The sequence below is a fragment of the Nonomuraea sp. NPDC005650 genome, assembly GCF_040605375.1.
Taxonomy (GTDB): domain Bacteria; phylum Actinomycetota; class Actinomycetes; order Streptosporangiales; family Streptosporangiaceae; genus Nonomuraea.
The window spans coordinates 45,040-65,275 of record NZ_JBEXCR010000004.1 but is presented as its reverse complement, the minus strand read 5'-3'; the positions used below and the strand labels follow the sequence as shown (position 1 = coordinate 65,275).

Here is a 20,236-nt window from a genome sequence, read left to right as displayed (position 1 = left end):
CATTATGCCCCGAAACGGGATATGTCCTGCGATCGCAAGGTGATGGGCTGATCGTGAGGGGATGTCGATGCTCGACCAGGTAACCGCCGGCACGTCGCAGGCCGGCGCGGACGATCTCGATCTGGCCGAGGCGGGCGTCGTCGGAGTCACGATCGTCTGGGCCGACAACAACGGCATCCCCCGGTCGCGCACGGTGCCCGTCGGCCAGTTCGGCGCGGCGGTCGAGCGTGGGGTGGGGGTCACGCCGCTGTTCGCGGTGTTCGACTCGCAGGATGGCATCACCTTCGGGCATCCCCCTCTGGGCACTCCCTCGGGAGACATCCGGCTGATGCCGGTCCCCGACCGGCTGGTCCGGCTCGCCGGTCAGCCCGGGTTCGCGTGGGTGCCGGGACGGCAGGTGGCGGCCGACGGTTCGGCGTGGCCGTACGACCAGCGAGGCGTGCTGGAACGCCAGCTCTCCCGGGCCGCCGATCTCGGGCTGGACTTCCTGGCCGGCTACGAGATGGAGTTCCACCTCAGCCGGGCGGACGAAAGCGACGGCGACGACGTACGCCCCGTCTACGAGGGGCCCTCCTACGGACCGGCCAAGATGCTGGCCGTCGACGCCTTCGCCGCACAACTGCTGCGCGACCTCGACCGCAACGGCGTGCCCGTCGGCCAGTTCCACGGCGAGTACGGCCCGGGGCAGTTCGAGTTCAACATCGCCCCTGCCGACCCGGTCACCGCCGCCGACCGGCAGCTGCTGGCCCGGCAGACCGTACACGCGGCCGCCCGCGCGCATGGCCTGCGGGCGAGCTTCGCCCCGTTGGTCACGCTCGGTCAGGTGGGCAACGGCTGGCATCTGCACACCTCGCTGTACCGTGCCGGGACGAACCTGCTGTCCGGCGGGGACGGCCCCGCGGGCATGACCGCCGAGGGCGGCGCCTACCTGGCCGGCCTGCTGCGCGACCTGCCCGCCGTCGTGGCCGTCACCGCGCCCAGCCTGTCCTCGTTGCAGCGGCTGCGGCCCGGCTACTGGTCCGGCGCGTACACGTTCTGGGGCGTGGAGAACCGGGAGGCGGCGCTGCGTCTCGTACCGGCCACTCCCCTGCTCGGCGCCGCGCACGCCAACGTCGAGCTCAAGCCGTCGGACGCCTCGGCCAACCCCTACCTCGCGCTCGCCACCGTGATCGCCGCGGGCCTCGCCGGCATCGAGGACGGCCTCACACCCCCCGACCCGGTGCAGGAGGACCCCGGCACCTGGACCGACGAACGGCGGGCCGAACGCGGCATCCACCGGCTGCCCACCACCGTCGAAGAGCAGCTCGGCGCGCTGCTGACCAACGAGCGTGTCCGGTCCGCGCTGGGCGAGGAGCTGGCGGACGCCTTCCGGGCCGTACGCATGTCCGACGCCGCCTGGGCGGCCGACCGCGACGCGGCGGACGTGGTCCGCTCCTACCGCTGGCTGTACTGACCCGCCGCATAGCCCGACCACGACCCGACCGACCTGGCCCACCCCTACCACCGGCCGTACGGACCTGCCACATAGCCCGACCACGACCCGACCGACCTGGCCCACCCCTACCACCCCGGCCGTACTGACCCGCCCCGTGGCCCGACCCCGCTCCTACCGCCGGCTGTAATGTGCTGCCGCGTAGCCGGACGCCTGGAGGGTGAACAGGCGGCGGTAGGTGCCGTCGGCCGCCATGAGGTCCGGGTGCTTCCCGCGTTCGATGATCACGCCGTCGGAAAGGACCGCGATGAGGTCGGCGTCCCGTACGGCGCCGAGCCGGTGGGAGATGAGCAGGCTCGTCCGGCCGGCCCGGATCTCCCGCAGCCTGGAGTGCACATCGTGCTCGGCCTCGGCGTCCAGCCCCGCGCTCGGCTCGTCCAGGATCATCAGATCCCGATCGGCCCGCAGGAACGCCCGAGCCAGGGCGATCCGCTGCCACTGGCCGCCGGACAGCACCACCCCGGTGCTGTCGTCGTCGCGGTCGGCCAGGCCGAAATAGATCCTGGTCAGCAGGGTGTCGTAGCCGAGGGGCAGGTTCCGCAGCGTGTCGTGGACGCCTGCCCGGCGCCCGGCGGACTCGATGCGGGGCAGGTCGCCGCGTGCCGTGAGGTCGCCGACGGCGATGTTGTCGGCGGCGCTGAAGTCGTAGTTCATGAAGTCCTGGAACACCGCGCCGATCCGGGCCCGGAGCTCTTCCGGCGGCACGTCGCGGATGTCGGCGCCGTCCCACGAGATCGTGCCCCGTACGGGGTCGTAGAAGCGGCACAGCAGCTTGACCAGGGTGCTTTTGCCGGATCCGTTGAGCCCGACCAGGGCCACGGACGCGCCGTGGGGAATCGTCAGGTTCACGCCCCGCAGGATCCACGGGTGCTCGTCGCTGTAGCGGAACCACACGTCGCGCAGCTCGATGCCACGGCGCAGCCCTGGCAGGCTCCGTGGGGTGGCGGGCCGGGGCATGTCCGGTCCGGCGTGGATCACGGCCAGGTAGTGGCCGAACGTCAGGAGCTGATGGTGCGCGTCGGCCGTGGCGGCCACCGCGCCCGCGAGGGCCCCTTGCACGCCGGCCAGCGCGCCGATGAGCAGGGCCACGTCGCCGGCCGTGCCCCGGCCGCCGGTCACCATGACGATCACCCAGATCAGGCCGAACCCGGAGACCAGCGCCGACAGCGACACCAGGGCGCTTTGCATGGCGAACTCGCGCCGGTCCATGGTCCGCTGGGCGGTGTTGGACAGCTCCAGTTCGGCGCGCATCCGCCCGCGCAGGAACCCGCCGAGGCCGAGCAGCCGGACCTCCTTGGCCGCGTTCCCGCTCCCGAGCAGTTCCCCGTAGAACATCTCCCGCCGCTGGGCCGGGCTGATGTCCCGCATCATCGAGGCCCGCTGCCTGGCCAGGCGCAGCTCCACGAGGAGCATGGGCAGGCCCGACGCCAGGACGACGGCCGTGACGAGTGGGCTGATCACGGTCACCGAGCCGAGCATGCCCAGCCCCGTCAGGACGTTGCGGCCCAGGCCGAGAACGGACTCCACGATGCGCGCCGGGGAGGCGGCGCTCTGCTGGGCGAGCCGCAGCCGGTCCAGGAAGGGCGGGTCCTCGAACCGGGTCAGCCCTGTCATGCGGTCGAGAGCGGCGAACAGCTCGTCCTGCGCTCTGAGCGCCGTCCTGCGGTTCGCCTCGGCCATGAGGTAGCGGCCGGACTCCGGGATGCCCGCGCCCACCAGGCCGACCACGGCCAGTGCCGCCGCCGGCAGCCACAGCCGGTCCCAGGTCGCCCGGGCCACCAGCTCGTCCACGATCGTCTTGGTCAGCCACACGGTCGCGATCGGGATCGCGACGCCGACGGCCGTCAGCGCGAGATGGCCCAGCAGGTGGCCGGGCGCCGACCGCCACACCAAGGACACCACCTGAGCGAGCCCGGACTGCACCCGCCGCTCGCAGTCCCCCTGAACTAGACCAGACGACATCCCCCGCTCGCAGTCCCCCTGAACTCGACCAGACGACATCCCCCGCTCGGGGTCCGTGCCTGGGCTCATGCCCTGGACGGCGCAGAAAGGCGGGCGAAGTCGTTGTCGACGGCGAGCACCGTACCGGCTTTGACCAGGCTGAAAGCAGGGAACGCCCGCACCGCGAAGGCATCGATCACAGGAGCCGCCTGCTGACCGGCGACCACGCGCGCCACCGAGGCCAGGGCGTCGATCGTCTCGACCATCTGGGCGGGCTCTCCGGAGACGACGGCGAGCACCCGGTCCCGGCCGCCGAGCACGGCCCCGGCGTGGCTCACGAAATCCGGGAGCTTGTCCTCGCAGGCCGAGCACCCCTGGGCGAAGAACGCCACCAACGTCTCCTCCGCGAACGTCTCGGACGAAACCGGCTCGCCGTCGACCGTCGACACGGCGAGGTCGCCGACCTCATGGCCAGGGGAAGGCATGAGGTCCCCCGTCCAGGCCCCGTTCCTGCCGAGCCGCTCCAACTCGGCCGTGTGCGCACGGAGCCGGCGAATGACGCCGAACGTCAGCAGCAGGTCGAGCAGGCACAGCGCTCCGACGAGGATGACTGCCACCGAGATGAACACCATGTTCGGATATTCCCTTCGTGCCGCCCGCATGAAGTTTCCCGCTGAATCATGACCTCCGGCGCTTTCCCGGGCCTGTCGCGAATCTGTCGCCGACCGACAGCACCGCGACAGCCTCCGGAAAGGAGAAGCGGGGACGATATCCGAGACGACCCCATATCGGAGGTGACCGTGAAAGCACTGCTGGAGCAATTGAGCGATCGGCTTCTCCAGAATCTCGTCCCGCAGGCGACGGCGTCCGCCATCGACCGGTGCAACTGCGAATGCATCCCGTGCTGTATCTGGATCGGCAACCGTAACTACCGGGGCAAGCTCTGCTACGACTGCATCAGCGGGCACCGCTGCGGGTGCGCGAGCTTCGGGACCGATTGCCCGTGACGTCGTGATCGCCGTCCTTGTCCTGCTCGGAGGTGCCTGCCTGCTGTGGGTACGCAGGCGGCACCTGCTCGTGACCGTGAGCGGTCCGAGCATGGAACCGGCGTACGAGTCCGGCGACCGGGTGCTGGTCCGGCGCGTCCCGTTCGCCCGGGTCCGGCGGGGCCAGGTGGTGCTCATCAAGCGAGACCGGGCACCGGCCCGCGATCACCTGAAAGAACCGGACTTCATCATCAAACGGGCGGTGGCGGTGCCCGGCGACCCGGTGCCGCACATCGAATTTCCCGAGCTTGCGGAAACCGCCGTACCACCCGGAAGCCTGCTGGTCGTGGGCGACAATCTCGCACGTTCTTACGATTCACGTCACCACGGATACGTGCCGATGGGAAGATTCGTCGGCGTCGTAGTCCGACAATTACCGCGCCGCCCTCATTAGGGCTCCACTGCTCCACATTCTCAGCCAGGGCATGATTTCGCGGCGCGCCAATTTCTCGCGCCTTTCGAACCACAACCCGCCCGGCGGCGCACACCCATCTCACCGCACGTCATCCCCGCACCTCGGGCCAGAGTTCGGGGTAGTAGCGCGGGCATACGCAGTTCCTGTCGTCCTGTGGCGGGTCCACGACCTGGCCTGCGAGCGGGGCCAGCAGCGCCTCGATCGACCTGGCGGCGGCGACCGCGGCGTCGGTGACGTCATAGTGGTCGACGGTGTCGGCCACGCTGATGTCCAGCCGGTCGCCGTGCGACCAAACGTGGGCGCGTCGCCCGGCGATCTCCACGTGCCCCGGCTGGCCGATCTCGGGGAAGCGCGGCATGGCGGCCGGGAAGCCGGCGTACTCGGCCGCGGTGTAGGCGACGCCGGGGACCGGCCGCGGGTGGCCGGGCGGGAGCCACTTCACGGGCACGTCGAGCGCCGACAGCGTCCGCACGAGGTCGGCCTGCGTCTCGACGCGCAGCCCGACCAGCAGCTGGTCGCCGTCGTTGGCGTGCCCGCCGTACGCGCGGCAGAAGCGGAAGTAGGCCAGCTCGCGCGCCCACGCGTGCAACCGGGCCGGCGGGTGACGCTCGTAGAGGTAGTCGGTCCAGCGCTTCCCGTTCACCCGCCGGATCGTACCTCGCCGTCCGCATGGTGGACCGTGAGGTCCCCGTACGGTGACAGTTGCGCGGCCAGATCACCCGGCTTGCCGCGTAATGTCGCATCCAGGAACGCGACGCTGGTGGCGGCCGTGATGCGCAGCCCGTCGGTGCGGCCGAGCGACCCGGCCAGCGCGGGCACGGGCGGGAGGTAGAGCGGCGCGTCCGTGAACGTCAGATGCGCCGTGCCGGGGACGGTGAGCCGGTAGCTCGTCGCGGTGCTGAGGTCGAGCACCTGCGTGAGGCGGGGGATGTAGGTCGGGTTGTCCGCAGGGTCCACCGGATGGGTGAGCGCGAGCGCCGGTTGGTGGAAGGGCCTCGGGTCGGGGTCGTGGGGAGCACCGTCCAGGTCGATGACCGCCGCGAACCGGGAGTCCTGGCGGGCCGCCCACAACGCGGCAGCCCCGCCGAGCGAGTGGCCGGTCACGGCGGCCCGGGTGGTGTCGAGGCGACCGGTCAGCGGCCCCGCGATCTCGCCTCGGTCGAGACGGCCCAACTGGGTCAGGACGAAGCTGAGGTCACCGGCGCGCACCTCCGTCCAGCCGGCCGCCCGCCGCTCGTCCTCTTGCTCGTCGCCGGTCGCGGCGACCCGGGAACGGATCGTCCGGCCGTCGGCGAGGACGACGGCGGCGGAGTCGTACGGATGGTCGAGGGCCACCACGACGTAGCCGAGGCTGGCCAGCTCTTCCGCCCAGGCCGTGTTCTGGGTGCGGATTCCCCCGAGCCCCGGGGAGAACAGCACCACGGGGAACCGCCCTCCCACGTCGGCCACGGCGGCGCCCGGCACCGAACGGGTGCGGGCGACCGAGGCGCCGTCGAGCAGGAAGCCGGGCACCCCGAGATAGTCCGCCGCGGCAGCGGAGACGATGCCCGCCTCCCGCTCGGTGCGCCCCAGGTACAGCGACCGCGCGGCACCCGCGGCGCTCCCCTGCGCCGGGTACCAGAACTGAACCACGACCGTGCGCCGGCCATCCGATGCAGGGACGCCGGACTCCGACCGATCCGAGGCAGGGGCCCCGGACCCCGAACGCTCCGAGGCGGGAGTGCCGGACTCTGGGCGGTCCGGGTCGGTCCACTGTTGCACGAGGGTGCCGACCGGGAAGCGGCCCGACGGCTCGGGGAAGACGGGCACCGGAAACGCCCACGCCGCCACCGGACCCGCGACAACGAGGCCGACGCACACCGCCCAGCCAGGAAACGTCAGCCACCACGGAGCCCGCCGGGCAGGCCGGCTCGACAACATGGGGTGGTGCAACAGCGCAGGGCGGTGCAACAGCGCGGGGATGCTGAGCGCCACCATGATGGCGGCACCCGCGAGAACCGGCACGAACTGCCAGCGCACCCCGGCCACGACCAGCACCGCGGCGGACACCAGCACCACCGCCGCCGAGCCGACCGTGGCCGGACCGCGGGCATGGCGCGGAAGCAGACGGGCGACCACCAGCAGCATGGCGCCGAGCACCACAACGATTTCCGGCAACGTCACCCGGCCATTGTTGACGAAACACATCTCCCGCCGCGTCCACCTGGGGTCTGTCATTCAGGTCCACCTCAGGTCGCGCATCCACGTCAGACCTGCGGTTGACGAGCCCGGCGCGAGGGCTTCGACCACCGACGACATATGAGTTGCCGGAGGGCGCCGCGCCGAGCTCGCCGCAGGCAGGAGACTCAGCGAGGAGGAGACGACGGAGTTCTTCTCACCCCACGACAACCGCGAGACTCAGGTCCTGCGGCTGGTCGCCGAGGCTCACAGAAGGGCCCGCCACGCCTTGGAGAGGGCATGGCGGAGCTGGCCCACCTGTCGCGCGGACAGGTCGGCGATCATGAGCTCCTCCAGCTCACGTACGGGCCCGGCGAGGCGGGCCAGCAGCTCGCGCCCCGCGTCCGTGAGGAGGATGTGCAGCTCACGACGGTTGGCCGGGTTGCGCTCGCGCCGGATGAGCCCGCGTTCCTCCAGGGCGCGCACCAGGTCGGCCACCGACTGGGCGGTGACGAACGAGTCGCGGGCCAACTGGGCGGCCGACAGCCCGTCGTGCCGCTCCAGCACGGTGAGCGCGGTGTACTGCGTCACGGTGATGCCGGCCGGCCTCACCAGCTCGTCGAGGCGTGACCGGACGACGAGCTCCACCTGTTTGACCATGTAGAGCAGCGACGGCGGCGCCTTGTCCGCGGCCGCTCCCGCCTGCTGGTCCGCCGGTGCGGTCATCCGCGTGCTCCTGAGTCGTCATCCGAGGAAGATCCAGGCTAGGCCATTGACAGGAAACCTGTCGGCAACAAGACTCCCCATCGACAGGTTTCCTGTCAATCGTGGAGCCGTGTGGCTGAGGCCGCTCCGAGGCTCCGCCATGGGCGGAATCCGTGAGAGAGAAGCGCGACCATGAGCGATCCCGAGTTCGAGGAAGGCCGGCTGTTCATCGGCGGCCGGTGGCGCGAGGCGGCCGGCGGCGGCCGGACCGACGTGATCGACCCGTCCACCGGCCAGGTCGCCGGCACCGTGGCCGCGGCGGACGAGACCGACGTCGACGCGGCCGTCACCGCCGCCCGCGAGGCGTTCGACCACGGCCCCTGGGGCACGACGAGCGCGCGCGAACGGTCCCGCGTGCTCAACAGGATCGCCGGCCTCATGCGGGAGAACGCCGACGAGCTCGCCCGCCTGGAGAGCCTGGACGTCGGCAAGCCCGTCGCCCTGTGCCGCCCCGTCGACGTGCAGACCGCGATCGAGCACTATGAGTACTACGCCGGGCTGGCGCAGACCCTCGACGGCGCCACCCGCGCCACGCCCCTGAACGCCTTCGCCTACACCCGCCGCGAGCCCGTGGGCGTGGTCGCGGCGATCACCCCGTTCAACTTCCCGCTGATCCTGTCCAGCACGAAGCTCGCCCCCGCGCTGGCCGCCGGGAACGCGGTGGTGCACAAGCCCGCCGACGACACGCCGCTGAGCGCCCTGTTCATGGCGAAGCTGTGCCAGGCCGCGGGCGTCCCGGACGGCGTGGTCAACGTCGTCACCGGCACCGGGCCGGTGACCGGCGAGGCGCTGCTCAGGCACCCGGGCATCGACAAGGTCGCCTTCACCGGGTCGACCGCCGTCGGCCGGCACGCCGCCGCCGTGGCGGGCGAGGCGCTCAAGCCGGTCACGATGGAGCTCGGCGGCAACGCCGCGCACATCGTGTTCGAGGACGCCGACGTGGAGAGGGCGGTCGGCGCGATCATCAAAGGCTTCGTGTTCAACACCGGCCAGTTCTGCATGGCCGGGCCGCGGCTGCTGGTGGCCCGGCCGCTCTACGAGACGATCGTCGGGATCCTGGCCCAGGCCGTCCCGGGAGTCCCGGTGGGCGATCCGCGCGACCCCGCGACGGTCATCGGGCCGATGGCCGCCGACCGGCACCTGAAGAAGGTCGAGGAGTACGTCGCCCTGGCCCGGCAGGAGGGCGGCCGCGTCGTGTGCGGCGGCGAGCGGCTCGACCTGAACGGCGGCTACTACTACAAGCCGACCGTCATCGCCGACCTGCCGGACGACTCGCGCGCCGTGCGGGAGGAGATCTTCGGCCCCGTCCTCACCGTCCAGCCGTTCGACTCGGAGGACGAGGCGGTCGCACTGGCCGACGGCATCCGCTACGGGCTGGCCGCGGGCATCCAGACCGGCGACGTCGCGCGGGCGCACCGCGTCGCGGGCCGACTCCAGGCGGGCATCGTCTGGGTGAACGACTGGGCGATGCTCGACCCGGCGGTGCCCTTCGGCGGGGTGAAGGACTCCGGGTTCGGCCGCGAGTCCGGCCCGGAGGCACTCGCCTCGTACACCAGGACCAAGTCCGTCGTCATCTCCCTCGGCTGAGGAGCCCGTCATGGCCACAACGACAGCGGCCGTCGTCGAGTCGGGCGCGGCGCCCTTCACCCTCACCGACGTGGAGCTGGACGAGCCGCGCCGCGACGAGGCCGTCGTCCGCACGGTCGCGGCCGACCTGACGGTGGCCTCGGGCGGGCTGCCGTTCCCCCTGCCCGGGGTGCTGGGCCACGAGGGGGCGGGGGTCGTCGAAGCGGGCGCGCCGATCGGCGGTCACTTCTTCGGGCAGTCGTCGTTCGCGCGGCGGGCGCTGGTGGACGAGCGCAGCCTGGTCAAGGTCGATCCCGAGGTGCCGCCGGCGACGATCGCGCCGCTGGACTGCGGCGTGCAGACCGGCGCCGGAGCCGTCTGGAACGTGCTCCGGCCCGGGGACACCGTGGCCGTCCTCGGCGCCGGCTCCGTCGGACTGTCGGCGGTGATGGCGGTGATGGCGGTGGCCCTGACGCCCGCGGCGCGCTGGTCCTGGTCGGCGCGCCGCCGTTCGGCACCGAGCCGGCCCTGGACGTCAACGCCATGCTGCCGGGCAAGCGCGTGACCGGCCCGCCCCTCGGCGACGCCGGGACGCGGGCCGTCATCCCGGCCCTGGTCCAGCTCGTCCGCTCCGGCCGCCTGCCGGTGGGGAGGCCGATCAGCCACTACCCGTTCGACGACATCGATCGCGCCGCGCAGGACATGGTCGCGGGCAAGGCGATCGAGCCTGTGATCACGTTCTGAGAGGTACCCGACATGGATTTGACCGGCAAAGTGGCGATCGTCACCGGCAGCGGGCGCGGCCTCGGGCTGGCCTACGCCGAGGCCCTGGCCGCGGCGGGCGCCGCGGTGGTGGTGAACGACGTCGATCAGGAGGCGGTGGACGCCGCGGTGGCGAAGATCACCTCGGCGGGCGGCCGGGCCGTCGGCGTGGCCGCCGCGGTGGGCGGCACCGCGGCGGCCGAGCACCTGATCGGGGCGAGCGTACGGGAGCTCGGGCGCCTCGACGTGCTGATCACGAACGCGGGCATCCTGCGCGACCGCGTGCTGTGGAAGATGTCCGACGAGGACTTCGACGACGTCGTCAACGTGCACCTGCGCGGCACGTTCACCTGCGCCCGCGCGGCGGCGGTGCGGATGCGCGAGCAGGGCACGGGCGGGCGGCTGATCCTCGTCGGCTCGCCGGCCGGCCAGCGCGGCAACTTCGGCCAGACCAACTACGCGGCGGCCAAGGCCGGAATCGTGGCGATGGCCCGTACCTGGGCGATGGAGCTGGCCAGGGCCGACATCACGGTCAACGCGGTGATCCCGGTCGCGGCCACCGAGATGACCAGAACCATCCCGGCGTTCGCGCAGGTCATCGCCGAGTCCGAGCGCACCGGGGAGCCCCTGCCCGGCCGGCTGCGCAGGGACGAGGGGCTGGGCACGGTCGCGGACGTCACCGGGCTGATCACGTACCTGGCCTCGGACGACTCCAAGGGCGTCACCGGGCAGGCCATCGGCGTCGGCGGGGACCGGCTGGCACTGTGGGCGCACCCGCAGGAGAAGGCGGTGGCGTACGCCGACGGCGGCTGGAGCGCCGAGGCGATCGCCGGGCAGTGGCACACGGGCGTCGGCGCCGAACCCGAGACCTACGGCATCCCCGCCCCCAAGGGAGCCTGACGGTGAACCTCGACGAGCTGGTCGCGATCGACGTCCACACCCACGCCGAGATCTCCAAGGACGGCCACGGCTCGCTGAGCCCGCGGCTGTTCGGCGCGTCCGAGGAGTACTTCGGCTCGCACGAGCGCCCCACCGTCCCCCAGCTGGCGGCCTACTACCGGGAACGGAAGATGGCCGCGGTGGTGTTCACCGTGGACGCCGAACACGCGACCGGCCACCCGCGCATCGCCAACGAGGAGATCGCCGAGAGCTGCGCCGAACACGCTGACGTGCTCATCCCCTTCGCCAGCGTCGACCCGCACAAAGGCAGGGCGGGCGCGCGGGAGGCCCGCCGCCTGGTGGAGCGGCACGGGGTTCGCGGCTTCAAGTTCCACCCCAGCATCCAGGGGTTCGCCCCGAACGACCCGATGGCCTACCCCCTGTACGCGGTCATCGAGGAGCTCGGCGTGCCCGCGCTGTTCCACACCGGGCAGACCGGCATCGGCGCGGGCGTACCCGGCGGGGGCGGCATCCGGCTCAAGTACTCCAACCCGATGCTGGTCGACGACGTGGCCGTGGACTTCCCCGAGCTGCGCGTCATCCTGGCCCACCCGTCGTTCCCCTGGCAGGACGAGGCGCTCGCTGTCGCCACGCACAAGCCGTACGTCCACATCGACCTGTCCGGATGGTCGCCGAAATACTTCCCGCCGCAGCTCGTGCGGTACGCCAACAGCCTGCTCAAGGACAAGGTGCTCTTCGGCTCCGACTACCCCGTCATCACCCCGGACCGCTGGCTGGCCGACTTCGCCAAGCTCGACATCAAGCCCGGGGTCCGGCCCAAGATCCTCAAGGACAACGCCGCGCGCCTGCTCGGCCTCGACAAGGAGACCTCATGATCACGGTTGACGGGCTCGCGGAGATCAAGGCCCTGGCCGGTCGCGACCTGGGCCACAGCTCCTGGCTGGAGATCACCCAGGAACGGGTGAACACCTTCGCCGACGCCACCGGCGACCACCAGTGGATCCACGTGGACACGCGGCGGGCCGCGGACGGCCCCTTCGGCGGGACCATCGCCCACGGCTATCTCACCCTGTCGCTGCTCATCCCGCTGTTCAATGAGGTGCTCGACATCCAGGGCGTGAAGATGAGCATCAACTACGGGCTGGAGAAGGTCCGCTTCCCCAGCCCGGTAAGCGTCGGCGCCAGGATCCGCCTGGCCGCGAAGGTCGCCGAGGTCGAGGACGTGGCCGGCGACGGTGTGCACATGCTCTGCGACTTCACCGTCGAGATCGACGGCGTCGGCAAGCCCGCCTGCGTCGCCCGTTCCGTCTACCGCCACTACGCCTGAGAGGTGAGGGGTCGGTGTTGAACGAGCTCCCCGGGTACCTCGACCTAGTGGCCGACCTGCCCCGCACCGGCTCCAACAAGATCCAGACGAGACGGCTGCGCTCCAGGACGGACATGACGCTACCGGGTTGGCGGTGACGTCACTTTGACGCCATAATGGCGCCATGGATCTCAAGCCATACGTCGACAGACTCCGCGCGGACCTCGCGATCGCCGCGCAGGCAGGCGGCGAGGACGCCCGGGCTCTCGCCGAGCGACTCGTCTCGCCTCTCGAGTCATCCGTCCGGCTGATCCTGCTGGAGGTCCTGTCGGCGGCCGCCGACGAGATCACGCGTGAGCTGGCGCCCGGCTCGGTGGAGGTCCGGCTGCGCCGCGGCGATCCCGACTTCGTCCTGACGCGGTCCCCGGCGGGTCACCCGTTCGACGACACCGGTGGACCGCCCAGCGCGGACGTCCAGCCCACGGACACGCCGGGCGCCCAGGACGGCGGCACGGCCCGCATCAGCCTCCGCCTCCCGGAGCAGCTGAAGGTCCAGGTCGAGGAGGCCGCCCGCCGGGAGGGGCTGTCGGTCAACACCTGGCTCGTCCGCGCCGTCGGCGCCACGTTCGAGTCCGGCGCTCGCCGGTCGGCCGGGGGCGGCTCGGCGGGCGGGCGCCGTTACACCGGCTGGGTCGGCTGAGGCCCGGACGTACCAACCACGAGGAGGGTTTCATGCCGACATTCGACACGCCTCAGCCGATCTCGGTCAGCATCGACCTGCCCAACGGCGAGGTCAGGATCAACGCGAGCGACCGCGCCGACACGGTGGTCGACGCGCGGCGAGGCGACGGCGAGGCAGGGGCGGCCGCGGTCCAGATCGGCTACGCGGGCGGCCGGCTGGTCGTCAAGGCGGCACAGCGGGATCCGGTCCAGTCCCGGCACGCGAGCGCCGGAGCAGGCGCGCGGCGCCAAAGTTGGGCTTTGGAGGGGCTGGCCCGGCTGCTCGGTGACTGGGGGGAGTCGGTCCACGTGACGATCGAGCTGCCGTCGGGCTCGCACATACAGGGCGCATCGGGTGAGTTCCACTGCACGGGCCGGCTGGGAGACTGCCGGCTGCGGACGGACCACGGCGACATCCGCCTCGACCAGGCCGGCACGATCCACCTGACCAGCGACAGCGGCGAGATCACCGTCGAGCGCGCCACCGGCCGGGCCGAGCTCTCCAACTCCTCGGGCGACATCAGGGTCCAGGAGGTGGACGGCAGCGCGTCGATCAGGAACGACCACGGGGAGTGCTACCTCGGCGAGGTGACGGGCGACCTGCGGCTGATCGGCACCAACGGCGACATGCAGGTCGAACGCGCCCACGGCGGCGTCGAGGCGAAGAACGTGCACGGCAGCGTGCGCATCGGCGAGGTCACGCGCGGCGAGGTCGCCCTGACGAGCACGACCGGCGACCTCGAGGTCGGCATCCGGCAAGGCACCGCGGCGTTCCTCGACGTGAGCACGGCCGACGGCAGGCTGCTCAACTCCCTCGACGCCCGCGAGGGCCCGGCGGGGTTCGACGAGGCGGTCGAGATCCGCGCCCGCAGCCACCACGGCGACATCACGATCCGGCGCGCCTGACCAGCCATGGCCGGCCCAGAGGTCGTCGATCATGCCCCTTGTCCCACCTGGCCCGGCCGCGGGCCGCATACCAGACCGCCCGGGGTCGATCAGGAGGCGGCGCGGACGGCTCAACCCGACACGGCGGGGGTGATGGCGCGTCCGGGGCATCACGTCCGAACCTAGTAGCGTGACGGTACGTTCCGGCGAGCCCGTGCTTGTGGTCATCGACATGCAGAACTACTTCGTTCGCGATGTTTCTGCCCATATCGTCCCCGTCATCGCGGACCTTGCCGCCCGGTGGCGTTCGGCGGGGAACGAGGTGGTGTTCACCCGCTACGTCAACCATCCAGGTTCGCCGTACGAGCGGCTGCTCGGCTGGACGGAATGCATGGCGGCGCCGCAGATCGAAATCGTCGACGAGCTGCGGGCACACGCGCGGCAGGCGACGGCCGTCATCGACAAGAAGGGGTACAACCTGTTCGCCGACGCCGGCGGAGCCGCGCTGATCGCCGAACGCGGGTGGCGGGACATCTACCTGTGCGGGATCGCCACGGAAAACTGCGTGCTGGCGACCGCGCTCGGGGCGTTCGAGCTCAATCTGACGCCCTGGCTGATCGAAGACGCCTCCGCCAGCCACCGCGGGCCTCATGCCCACGACGCGGGCGTGTTCGTCGCCGGCAGCCTCATCGGCAAGAGGCAGATCATCTCGGTGGCCGACGTCCCTCCCGGCCTTGCCCGCAGGCCAGAACCCCTGAGCGGCTGATCCCGCCCCGGAAGGTCGAGGCTCCGGACCCGGCGCAGGCGCACTGCCCAGGTAGGGCCAACAGCGGACGCGGCGTAGGCGCCCAGGTACGGCCTACTTGATGCGGCCGTGCAGGAGTTCGGACAGGGTCGCGTGGGTTTGTTCGAGCGGCCGGTCCGGGTGCAGGGCGCGGCGCTCGATGGCGACCGTCAGCACCATGCCGAACACGGCCGTCGAAGCCGTCTCCACGTCCAGGTCGGCCCGGACCTCGCCGTTCGCGGCGGCCCTGCGCAGCACGTTCGCGTAAACGCCGAGCGCGCTCTCGCGCAGCCGCGCCACAGCCTCCTGCCACGCCGTCCGCCACATCTCGGCCAGCAGCACCCGGGCGAAGGCCCCGTGCTCCTCGAAGAACCTGAGCTGGCCGAGCACCACCGAGTCGAGCGCGTCCAGCGCGCTCTCCCCGGTGTCGGCGGCGGCCAGCGCCTCGGCGAGCAGGTCGACGGAGTGCTCCAGCAGCGCCTCGAACAGCCCCTCCTTGCTGCCGAAGTTGTAGAACACGGTGCCCTTGGCCACCCCGGCCCGCTCGGCGATGGCGTCGACCGTGGTGGCCGCGTAACCGTGCTCGGCGATCAGCTCCACAGCCGCCCTGAACACCTTCTGCCGGGTCTCCTGCCTGTTCCCGCGCCCGGCGGTGCGCTCGCTCACAGCGCCAGCTCCGGGTGCAGGCGCTTGACGGACCAGGTGCGGCCGCGCTCCACGGCGAGCGTGGTGAGCGCGAGCCCGAGTACGAGGAAAGCCGACAGCACCCCGCAAGCCTGCCACACCACGGTGGGATCGCCACCGCTGATCAGCCTGCGCAGCGCCGACACCACCCAGCTCATCGGCAGCCACGGCGAGATCGTCTGGAAGAACCCGGGCGACGTCTCGATGGGATACGTCCCGGCCGCCGAGGTGAGCTGCAGCATCAGCAGCGCCAGCGCGACCACCCGCCCGGACGGGCCGAGCAGCGCGTTCACCGCCTGCACGACCGCCATGAACGCGGCGGTCGCGAGCAACAGCAGCCCGATGAGCCCACCCCAGTGCGCGGCCTCCAGCCCGAGCCCGAACCGCAGGACCGCCACCAGCACGCCCACCTGCGCCGCCCCGAGCACCGCCCCCGGCAGCCAGCCCGCCAGCGCGATCCGCACCGCGCCCGTCGTGCCCGCCAGCCGCCGCTGGTTCAGCGGCTTGAGGATCATGTACGCGATCATCGCACCGACCCAGAGCGCCAGCGGCAGGAAGAACGGCGCGAAGCCGGTGCCGTAGTTGGGCACCTCGTTGTCGACGGTCTTGGCCAGCCGGACCGGATCGCTCATCACGCCCGCGCGCTCGTCGCGCTGCTTGTCGTCGTAGTCGGGTATCCGGGCGGCGCCGTCGCCGAGCCCGCCCGCCAGCTCCTTCGATCCCTCGGCGAGCTTGGTCGCGCCCTTGTCCGCCTGGCCCGCGCCGTCGTGGAGCCGGTCCACGCCGGTGCTCAGCTCGCTCGCGCCGTCGCTCAGCCTGACCAGCCCGCCGCCCAGGCGTCCGATGCCGTTCGTGACCTGGCGGGAACCGTCGGCCAGCTCGGTCGCGCCCTGGTAGAGCCGGTTCGCGCCGGTCGCGGCCGTGCCCAGGCTCGAGTTCACCTTCGCGGCGCCGTCGGCCAGCTTGCCCAGGCCCGTATCCAGGGCATTGAGCTGGTTCCTGGCCTGGTCCAGCTTGGACCCGAGCTGGCGCGCCACAGCCGCGATCTTGCGCGCCTGCTTGGCCAGCTCCCGCGCCCGGTTCCGCAGGTCCGCGACGCCGTCGGCCCCGGTTCCCGCACCGCTGCCGACACCGCTGCCGACACCGTTGCCGGTGCCACCGCCGACACCGCTGCCGGCGCCGGTCCGGGCGGCGTCCTGGGCCTGATCCGCCTGGGTGGCGGCCCGGCGCGCGGCGGCTGCCGCGTTCCGCAGCAGGCCGCGTACCTCGGGGTCGGCGTCCGCGCCGAGGCGGTCGAGCGCGGCCTGCGCCTGCGAGCTCGCCTCCCTGGCGCTGTCGGCCGCGCTTCCCGCCCGGGCCTTCGCCTCGCGAACGCTGTCGGCCGCCGCGCCCGCCTGCGCCGAGCCAGTCGCCGCGCCGGACGCGGTGCCGGACGCCGCGCCGTTGTCGGCGATCTTGTCGGCGGCGTCGGCGACCGCTTCCGCGGCCCGGGAGATCTGCGGACCCCACTCGTTCAGCACCGGGACGTACGTGTCCGCGAGCTGGTTGACCGTGCGGGTCTGAGCATGAACCTGCTGGTATGCCTCCTTCGCGCCAGAGCTGAGAGGAGCAGTTCCTTGCGCGTGCAGCTTGTTCAGGCCGTCGCGCAGTTGGCCGATCCCCTGCCGCGCCTGCGTGAGGCCCTGCGTGACCTGGGCCGAGCCGTCACGCAACCTGCCCGTGGCGGAGTTGGCGGAGTTCAGGCCGGCGGAGAGCTGCCGGGCGCCGCTCCCGGCCGTGCCCAGGCCGCTGCTGAGCCGGGAGACGCCGTCACCGAGTCGCACGGCGCCGTCGTGCAGCTTGTCCGCGCCCTCGGCGGCCTCCGCGGTCTTGTCGTGGATGTCGCCTATGGAGACGAAGACGTTGTCGAAGTAGCCGTGGATCGCCGTGCGCTCGGCCGCCGCGCGCACCTCGTTGAACACCGCGTCCGAGATGCTTCCCATGATGTAACTGCGGCCCGTGTCCACGCGCAGCCCGAGCCGCGCCGGGCTCGGTACGGCGGTGTCGTCGCCGGGTGAGGCCAGCTTGGCGCTGAAGTCGGCGGGCACGGTCAGCGACAGGTAGAACGTGCCGTCCGCGACCCCGTCGGCCGCCTGCCTCGCGGTGGTCTCGTGCCAGCCGAACACGTCGCGCTCCAGCAGCTCGCCGGCCAGGTCGCGGCCCGCGTGCAGGGTCTTGCCCGCGGCCTGGGCAGGCTGGTCCTCGACGACCAGGGCCACCGGTACGCGGTCCAGGTTGCCCTGCGGGTCCCAGAACGACCACAGATACAGGCCCGCGTACAGGAGCGGCAGCACCACCACCGCCGCCAGCGCCGCCCTCGTCAGCCGCGACCGCAACATGCCCTTCATGACAGCTCCACCAGCTGGTCGAAGCGGGCGGGCGGCGTCACGCACGAGGCCACCACTGTGCGGTCCAGACCCCGCAGCAGATTCCACAGCGCCTGCTGCCGGTCGACCGGCAGACCCGCGTCCACGTTGTCGGCGACGATCACCTCGGGCTCGTCCAGGAGCGCCAGCGCGAGGCCCAGCCGCACGTGCTGCTCGCGGTCCAGCTCCCGCACCGGCGTCCGCTCCCGGCCCGCCAGCCCGACCCGCTCAAGGATCTCCTGGTACGGCCGGCGCCGCCGCTCCCGCAGGTGCTCCCCGACGGTCAGCGACCGGTCCAGATCCGTCACTCCGTCGATCAGTGCCAGCGCCACGGCCTTGCGGATGGCGCGGCGCCCGGCGTGCCCGGCGACGTTCAACGCGCCTTTCGTGGGCTTCATCCGCCCGGCCAGCGTCAGCAGCAGGCTCGTCCGCCCGCTGCCCGCCGAACCCGCGACCACCGTGAGCGTGCCGGCCCCGGCCTTCAGCGAGACCTCCGGGTACACCCCCTCGATCGCCAACCCGTCCGCAGTGATCACCGTGACTCCATCGCTTTGTACTGACCAGTCAGTACAAAGATAGGGCCGGTTCACGTGACCGCACTCATGGAGGTGCGGTGGCATTCGTCACCTTCGAACCGACGCACGGGGCAGATCAGGAACGAATGTCCCGTTGCCAGAACGGCCCGGCGCGGCCGCATCATGATGGAGTGCCGACACAGCAGACCCCGCCGACCTCCCCGCTCCTGGAACGCATCCGGCGCGGCATCATCGGCGACGACGAGGTGCTCCATGGCCCGTACGGGCCGCGTCGCATCATCTACGCCGACTACACCGCGTCCGGCAGGTCGCTCGGCTTCGTCGAGGACTTCATCCGCGACCAGGTTCTGCCGCGATACGCCAACACCCACACCGAGAGCTCCGGCACCGGGCTGCAGACCAGCCGATTACGCGAGGAGGCCCGCCGCACCGTCCACGACGCCGTCGGCGGCGGCCCCGACGACCTGGTCATCTTCTGCGGCTCCGGCGCGACGGCGGCGGTCAACAAGCTCGTCGGCATCCTGGAGCTGCGCGTCCCCGACCGGTACACGCAGCCTGTCGCGCGCGAGGAACGGCCGGTGGTGTTCGTGGGGCCGTACGAGCATCACTCGAACGAGCTGCCCTGGCGCGAGTCCGTCGCCGACACCGTCCCCATCGGCGTGGACCGCGACGGCCACATCGACCTGGAGGAGCTGAAGGCCCAGCTCGTGCGGCACGCGGACCGGCCGCTGCGCATCGGCAGCTTCTCGGCCGCCTCCAACGTGACCGGCATCCTGTCCGACACCGAACGCATCGCGGCGCTCCTGCACGCGCACGGCGCGCTGTCGTTCTGGGACTACGCCGCCGCCGGCCCCTACGTGCCGATCCGGATGGGCGCCGGCGCTCCCGGCAGGGACGACCACAAGGACGCGATCTTCCTGTCGCCGCACAAGTTCGTCGGCGGCCCCCAGACGCCCGGCGTGCTGGTCGTGCGGCGCGACCTGGTGCGCAACCGGGTGCCGACCGCGCCGGGCGGCGGCACCGTGCTGTTCGTGGACCCGATCGGGCACCGCTACCTGGACGATCCCGTCGCCCGGGAGGAAGGCGGCACCCCGGCCATCATCGAATCCATCCGCGCCGGGCTGGTCTTCCGCCTCAAGCAGGCCATCGGCACCGACCTGATCCAGGCCCGCGAGGAACGCTTCTGGCACCGGGCCCTCGAACGGTGGGAACGCAACGCGAACATCGAGATCCTCGGCGACCGGCACGCCCGCAGGCTGTCGATCGTGTCCGTCCGCGTCCGGGCCGCCGGAGGGCTGTTCCTGCACCACAACTACGTCGTGGCAGTGCTGAACGACCTGTTCGGCATCCAGGCGCGCGGCGGCTGCTCGTGCGCCGGCCCGTACGGGCACCGGCTGCTGGCCATCGACGCCACGCGTTCGCGGGCCTTCGAGGAGGAGATCGAGCACGGCTGCGAGGGCATCAAGCCGGGCTGGGTGCGCATCAACTTCAACTACTTCATCTCCGACGCGGTCTGCGACTATCTGATCGACGCCGTCGACCTGCTCGCCACCGCCGGGCATCGGCTGCTGCCCGACTACCACTTCGACCCCCGCACCGGGCTGTGGCGCCACCGCCTGGGCCCGGCCGAGCCGCCGCTGCACCTGTCCGACCTGCGCTTCGACGATCTCGACGGGCCACCGGCGGCACGGTCGCGGGCCGGCGAGGACGTTCTGCCCGGCTACCTCGACCAGGCCAGAACGCTCCTGCGCGGCTGTCCCGACGAGGTCGATCCACGCCCGCCCGGCCTGCCGGAGGAGTTCGAGCGGCTGCGCTGGTTCCCGCTCCCGAAGGCTTGCCTGCCGTGAGCCACCCGGCCTTCGTCCCGCAACG

22 protein-coding genes are annotated in these 20,236 nt (G+C 71.9%); 14 read left to right on the top strand and 8 right to left on the bottom strand.

The genetic code is table 11. The features are described 5' to 3' along the window. Positions 1-67: 67 nt before the first annotated feature. Complete coding sequence (locus tag ABZS69_RS08220) at positions 68-1,453, top strand: glutamine synthetase family protein (RefSeq protein WP_355368518.1); 1,386 nt, start codon at positions 68-70, stop codon at positions 1,451-1,453. A gap of 153 nt (positions 1,454-1,606) precedes the next feature. Here the strand turns inward: ABZS69_RS08220 and ABZS69_RS08215 are convergent, their stop codons facing one another. Continuing rightward, on the bottom strand, positions 1,607-3,382 hold the full coding sequence (locus ABZS69_RS08215) for an ABC transporter ATP-binding protein (protein WP_355369117.1): 1,776 nt from the start codon (positions 3,380-3,382) through the stop codon (positions 1,607-1,609). A 137-nt stretch (positions 3,383-3,519) separates the two neighbouring features. Beyond that, entirely contained in the window at positions 3,520-4,065 is a 546-nt protein-coding gene (locus ABZS69_RS08210; RefSeq protein WP_355368515.1) for a hypothetical protein, read from the bottom strand. A gap of 168 nt (positions 4,066-4,233) precedes the next feature. Here ABZS69_RS08210 and ABZS69_RS08205 point away from each other — a divergent pair, with 168 nt between their 5' ends. Together ABZS69_RS08205 and ABZS69_RS08200 are read left to right on the top strand one after the other, a co-directional pair. Further along, positions 4,234-4,440, top strand: a complete 207-nt coding sequence (locus ABZS69_RS08205) for a hypothetical protein (RefSeq protein WP_355368512.1) — start codon at positions 4,234-4,236, stop codon at positions 4,438-4,440. Positions 4,441-4,444: 4 nt separating this feature from the next. Further along, on the top strand, positions 4,445-4,873 hold the full coding sequence (locus tag ABZS69_RS08200) for a S26 family signal peptidase (protein ID WP_355368509.1): 429 nt from the start codon (positions 4,445-4,447) through the stop codon (positions 4,871-4,873). A gap of 109 nt (positions 4,874-4,982) precedes the next feature. Here the strand turns inward: ABZS69_RS08200 and ABZS69_RS08195 are convergent, their stop codons facing one another. The 3 genes from ABZS69_RS08195 to ABZS69_RS08185 all read right to left on the bottom strand — a co-directional run bounded on the left by ABZS69_RS08195 (position 4,983) and on the right by ABZS69_RS08185 (position 7,777). Further along, the gene (locus tag ABZS69_RS08195; protein WP_355368506.1) at positions 4,983-5,537 is read right to left on the bottom strand and encodes a hypothetical protein; all 555 of its coding nucleotides are present in this window, start codon (positions 5,535-5,537) and stop codon (positions 4,983-4,985) included. Further along, entirely contained in the window at positions 5,534-7,057 is a 1,524-nt protein-coding gene (locus tag ABZS69_RS08190) for a hypothetical protein (RefSeq protein WP_355368503.1), read from the bottom strand. The genes ABZS69_RS08195 and ABZS69_RS08190 overlap by 4 nt, the downstream gene beginning before the upstream one ends. Before the next feature lie 261 nt (positions 7,058-7,318). Next, positions 7,319-7,777, bottom strand: coding sequence for a MarR family transcriptional regulator (locus tag ABZS69_RS08185; RefSeq protein ID WP_355368500.1), 459 nt, complete (start codon positions 7,775-7,777; stop codon positions 7,319-7,321). 171 nt (positions 7,778-7,948) lie between these two features. Between ABZS69_RS08185 and ABZS69_RS08180 the strand changes: the two genes are divergently transcribed. The 10 genes from ABZS69_RS08180 (at position 7,949) to ABZS69_RS08135 (ending at position 14,721) form a co-directional block, all read left to right on the top strand. Beyond that, positions 7,949-9,403, top strand: coding sequence for an aldehyde dehydrogenase family protein (locus tag ABZS69_RS08180; protein ID WP_355368497.1), 1,455 nt, complete (start codon positions 7,949-7,951; stop codon positions 9,401-9,403). A gap of 10 nt (positions 9,404-9,413) precedes the next feature. Next, entirely contained in the window at positions 9,414-9,947 is a 534-nt protein-coding gene (locus ABZS69_RS08175; protein ID WP_355368494.1) for a hypothetical protein, read from the top strand. Further along, positions 9,944-10,126, top strand: coding sequence for a hypothetical protein (locus ABZS69_RS08170; RefSeq protein WP_355368491.1), 183 nt, complete (start codon positions 9,944-9,946; stop codon positions 10,124-10,126). Before ABZS69_RS08175 ends, ABZS69_RS08170 begins: the two co-directional genes overlap by 4 nt. 12 nt (positions 10,127-10,138) lie before the next feature. Next, positions 10,139-11,044: an SDR family NAD(P)-dependent oxidoreductase gene (locus tag ABZS69_RS08165; RefSeq protein WP_355368488.1), complete on the top strand. Its 906-nt coding sequence runs from the start codon at positions 10,139-10,141 to the stop codon at positions 11,042-11,044. A 2-nt stretch (positions 11,045-11,046) separates the two neighbouring features. Then, a complete protein-coding gene (locus tag ABZS69_RS08160) occupies positions 11,047-11,919 on the top strand; it encodes an amidohydrolase family protein (protein WP_355368486.1) in 873 nt (290 codons plus the stop codon). Beyond that, on the top strand, positions 11,916-12,371 hold the full coding sequence (locus ABZS69_RS08155; RefSeq protein WP_355368483.1) for a MaoC family dehydratase: 456 nt from the start codon (positions 11,916-11,918) through the stop codon (positions 12,369-12,371). Before ABZS69_RS08160 ends, ABZS69_RS08155 begins: the two co-directional genes overlap by 4 nt. A 14-nt stretch (positions 12,372-12,385) precedes the next feature. Beyond that, positions 12,386-12,508: a hypothetical protein gene (locus tag ABZS69_RS08150; protein WP_355368480.1), complete on the top strand. Its 123-nt coding sequence runs from the start codon at positions 12,386-12,388 to the stop codon at positions 12,506-12,508. A gap of 26 nt (positions 12,509-12,534) precedes the next feature. Continuing rightward, positions 12,535-13,050 carry a hypothetical protein gene (locus tag ABZS69_RS08145; protein WP_355368477.1) on the top strand — a complete coding sequence of 172 codons (516 nt, stop codon included), beginning with the start codon at positions 12,535-12,537 and terminating at the stop codon, positions 13,048-13,050. Between the two features lie 32 nt (positions 13,051-13,082). Continuing rightward, positions 13,083-13,976 carry a DUF4097 family beta strand repeat-containing protein gene (locus ABZS69_RS08140; protein WP_355368474.1) on the top strand — a complete coding sequence of 298 codons (894 nt, stop codon included), beginning with the start codon at positions 13,083-13,085 and terminating at the stop codon, positions 13,974-13,976. 169 nt (positions 13,977-14,145) lie between these two features. Beyond that, on the top strand, positions 14,146-14,721 hold the full coding sequence (locus tag ABZS69_RS08135; protein WP_355368471.1) for an isochorismatase family cysteine hydrolase: 576 nt from the start codon (positions 14,146-14,148) through the stop codon (positions 14,719-14,721). A gap of 93 nt (positions 14,722-14,814) precedes the next feature. Here the strand turns inward: ABZS69_RS08135 and ABZS69_RS08130 are convergent, their stop codons facing one another. From ABZS69_RS08130 to ABZS69_RS08120, 3 genes are read right to left on the bottom strand one after another with little or no spacing between them, the layout of a single operon-like run. After that, positions 14,815-15,405 carry a TetR/AcrR family transcriptional regulator gene (locus tag ABZS69_RS08130; RefSeq protein WP_355368468.1) on the bottom strand — a complete coding sequence of 197 codons (591 nt, stop codon included), beginning with the start codon at positions 15,403-15,405 and terminating at the stop codon, positions 14,815-14,817. After that, positions 15,402-17,810 carry a YhgE/Pip domain-containing protein gene (locus ABZS69_RS08125; RefSeq protein WP_355368465.1) on the bottom strand — a complete coding sequence of 803 codons (2,409 nt, stop codon included), beginning with the start codon at positions 17,808-17,810 and terminating at the stop codon, positions 15,402-15,404. Before ABZS69_RS08125 ends, ABZS69_RS08130 begins: the two co-directional genes overlap by 4 nt. Continuing rightward, positions 17,807-18,364: an ATP-binding cassette domain-containing protein gene (locus tag ABZS69_RS08120; RefSeq protein WP_355368462.1), complete on the bottom strand. Its 558-nt coding sequence runs from the start codon at positions 18,362-18,364 to the stop codon at positions 17,807-17,809. The genes ABZS69_RS08125 and ABZS69_RS08120 overlap by 4 nt, the downstream gene beginning before the upstream one ends. 170 nt (positions 18,365-18,534) lie before the next feature. On the opposite strand from ABZS69_RS08120, the gene ABZS69_RS08115 reads away from it, so the two are divergent. Further along, entirely contained in the window at positions 18,535-20,211 is a 1,677-nt protein-coding gene (locus ABZS69_RS08115; RefSeq protein WP_355368459.1) for an aminotransferase class V-fold PLP-dependent enzyme, read from the top strand. Positions 20,212-20,236 lie beyond the last annotated feature (25 nt).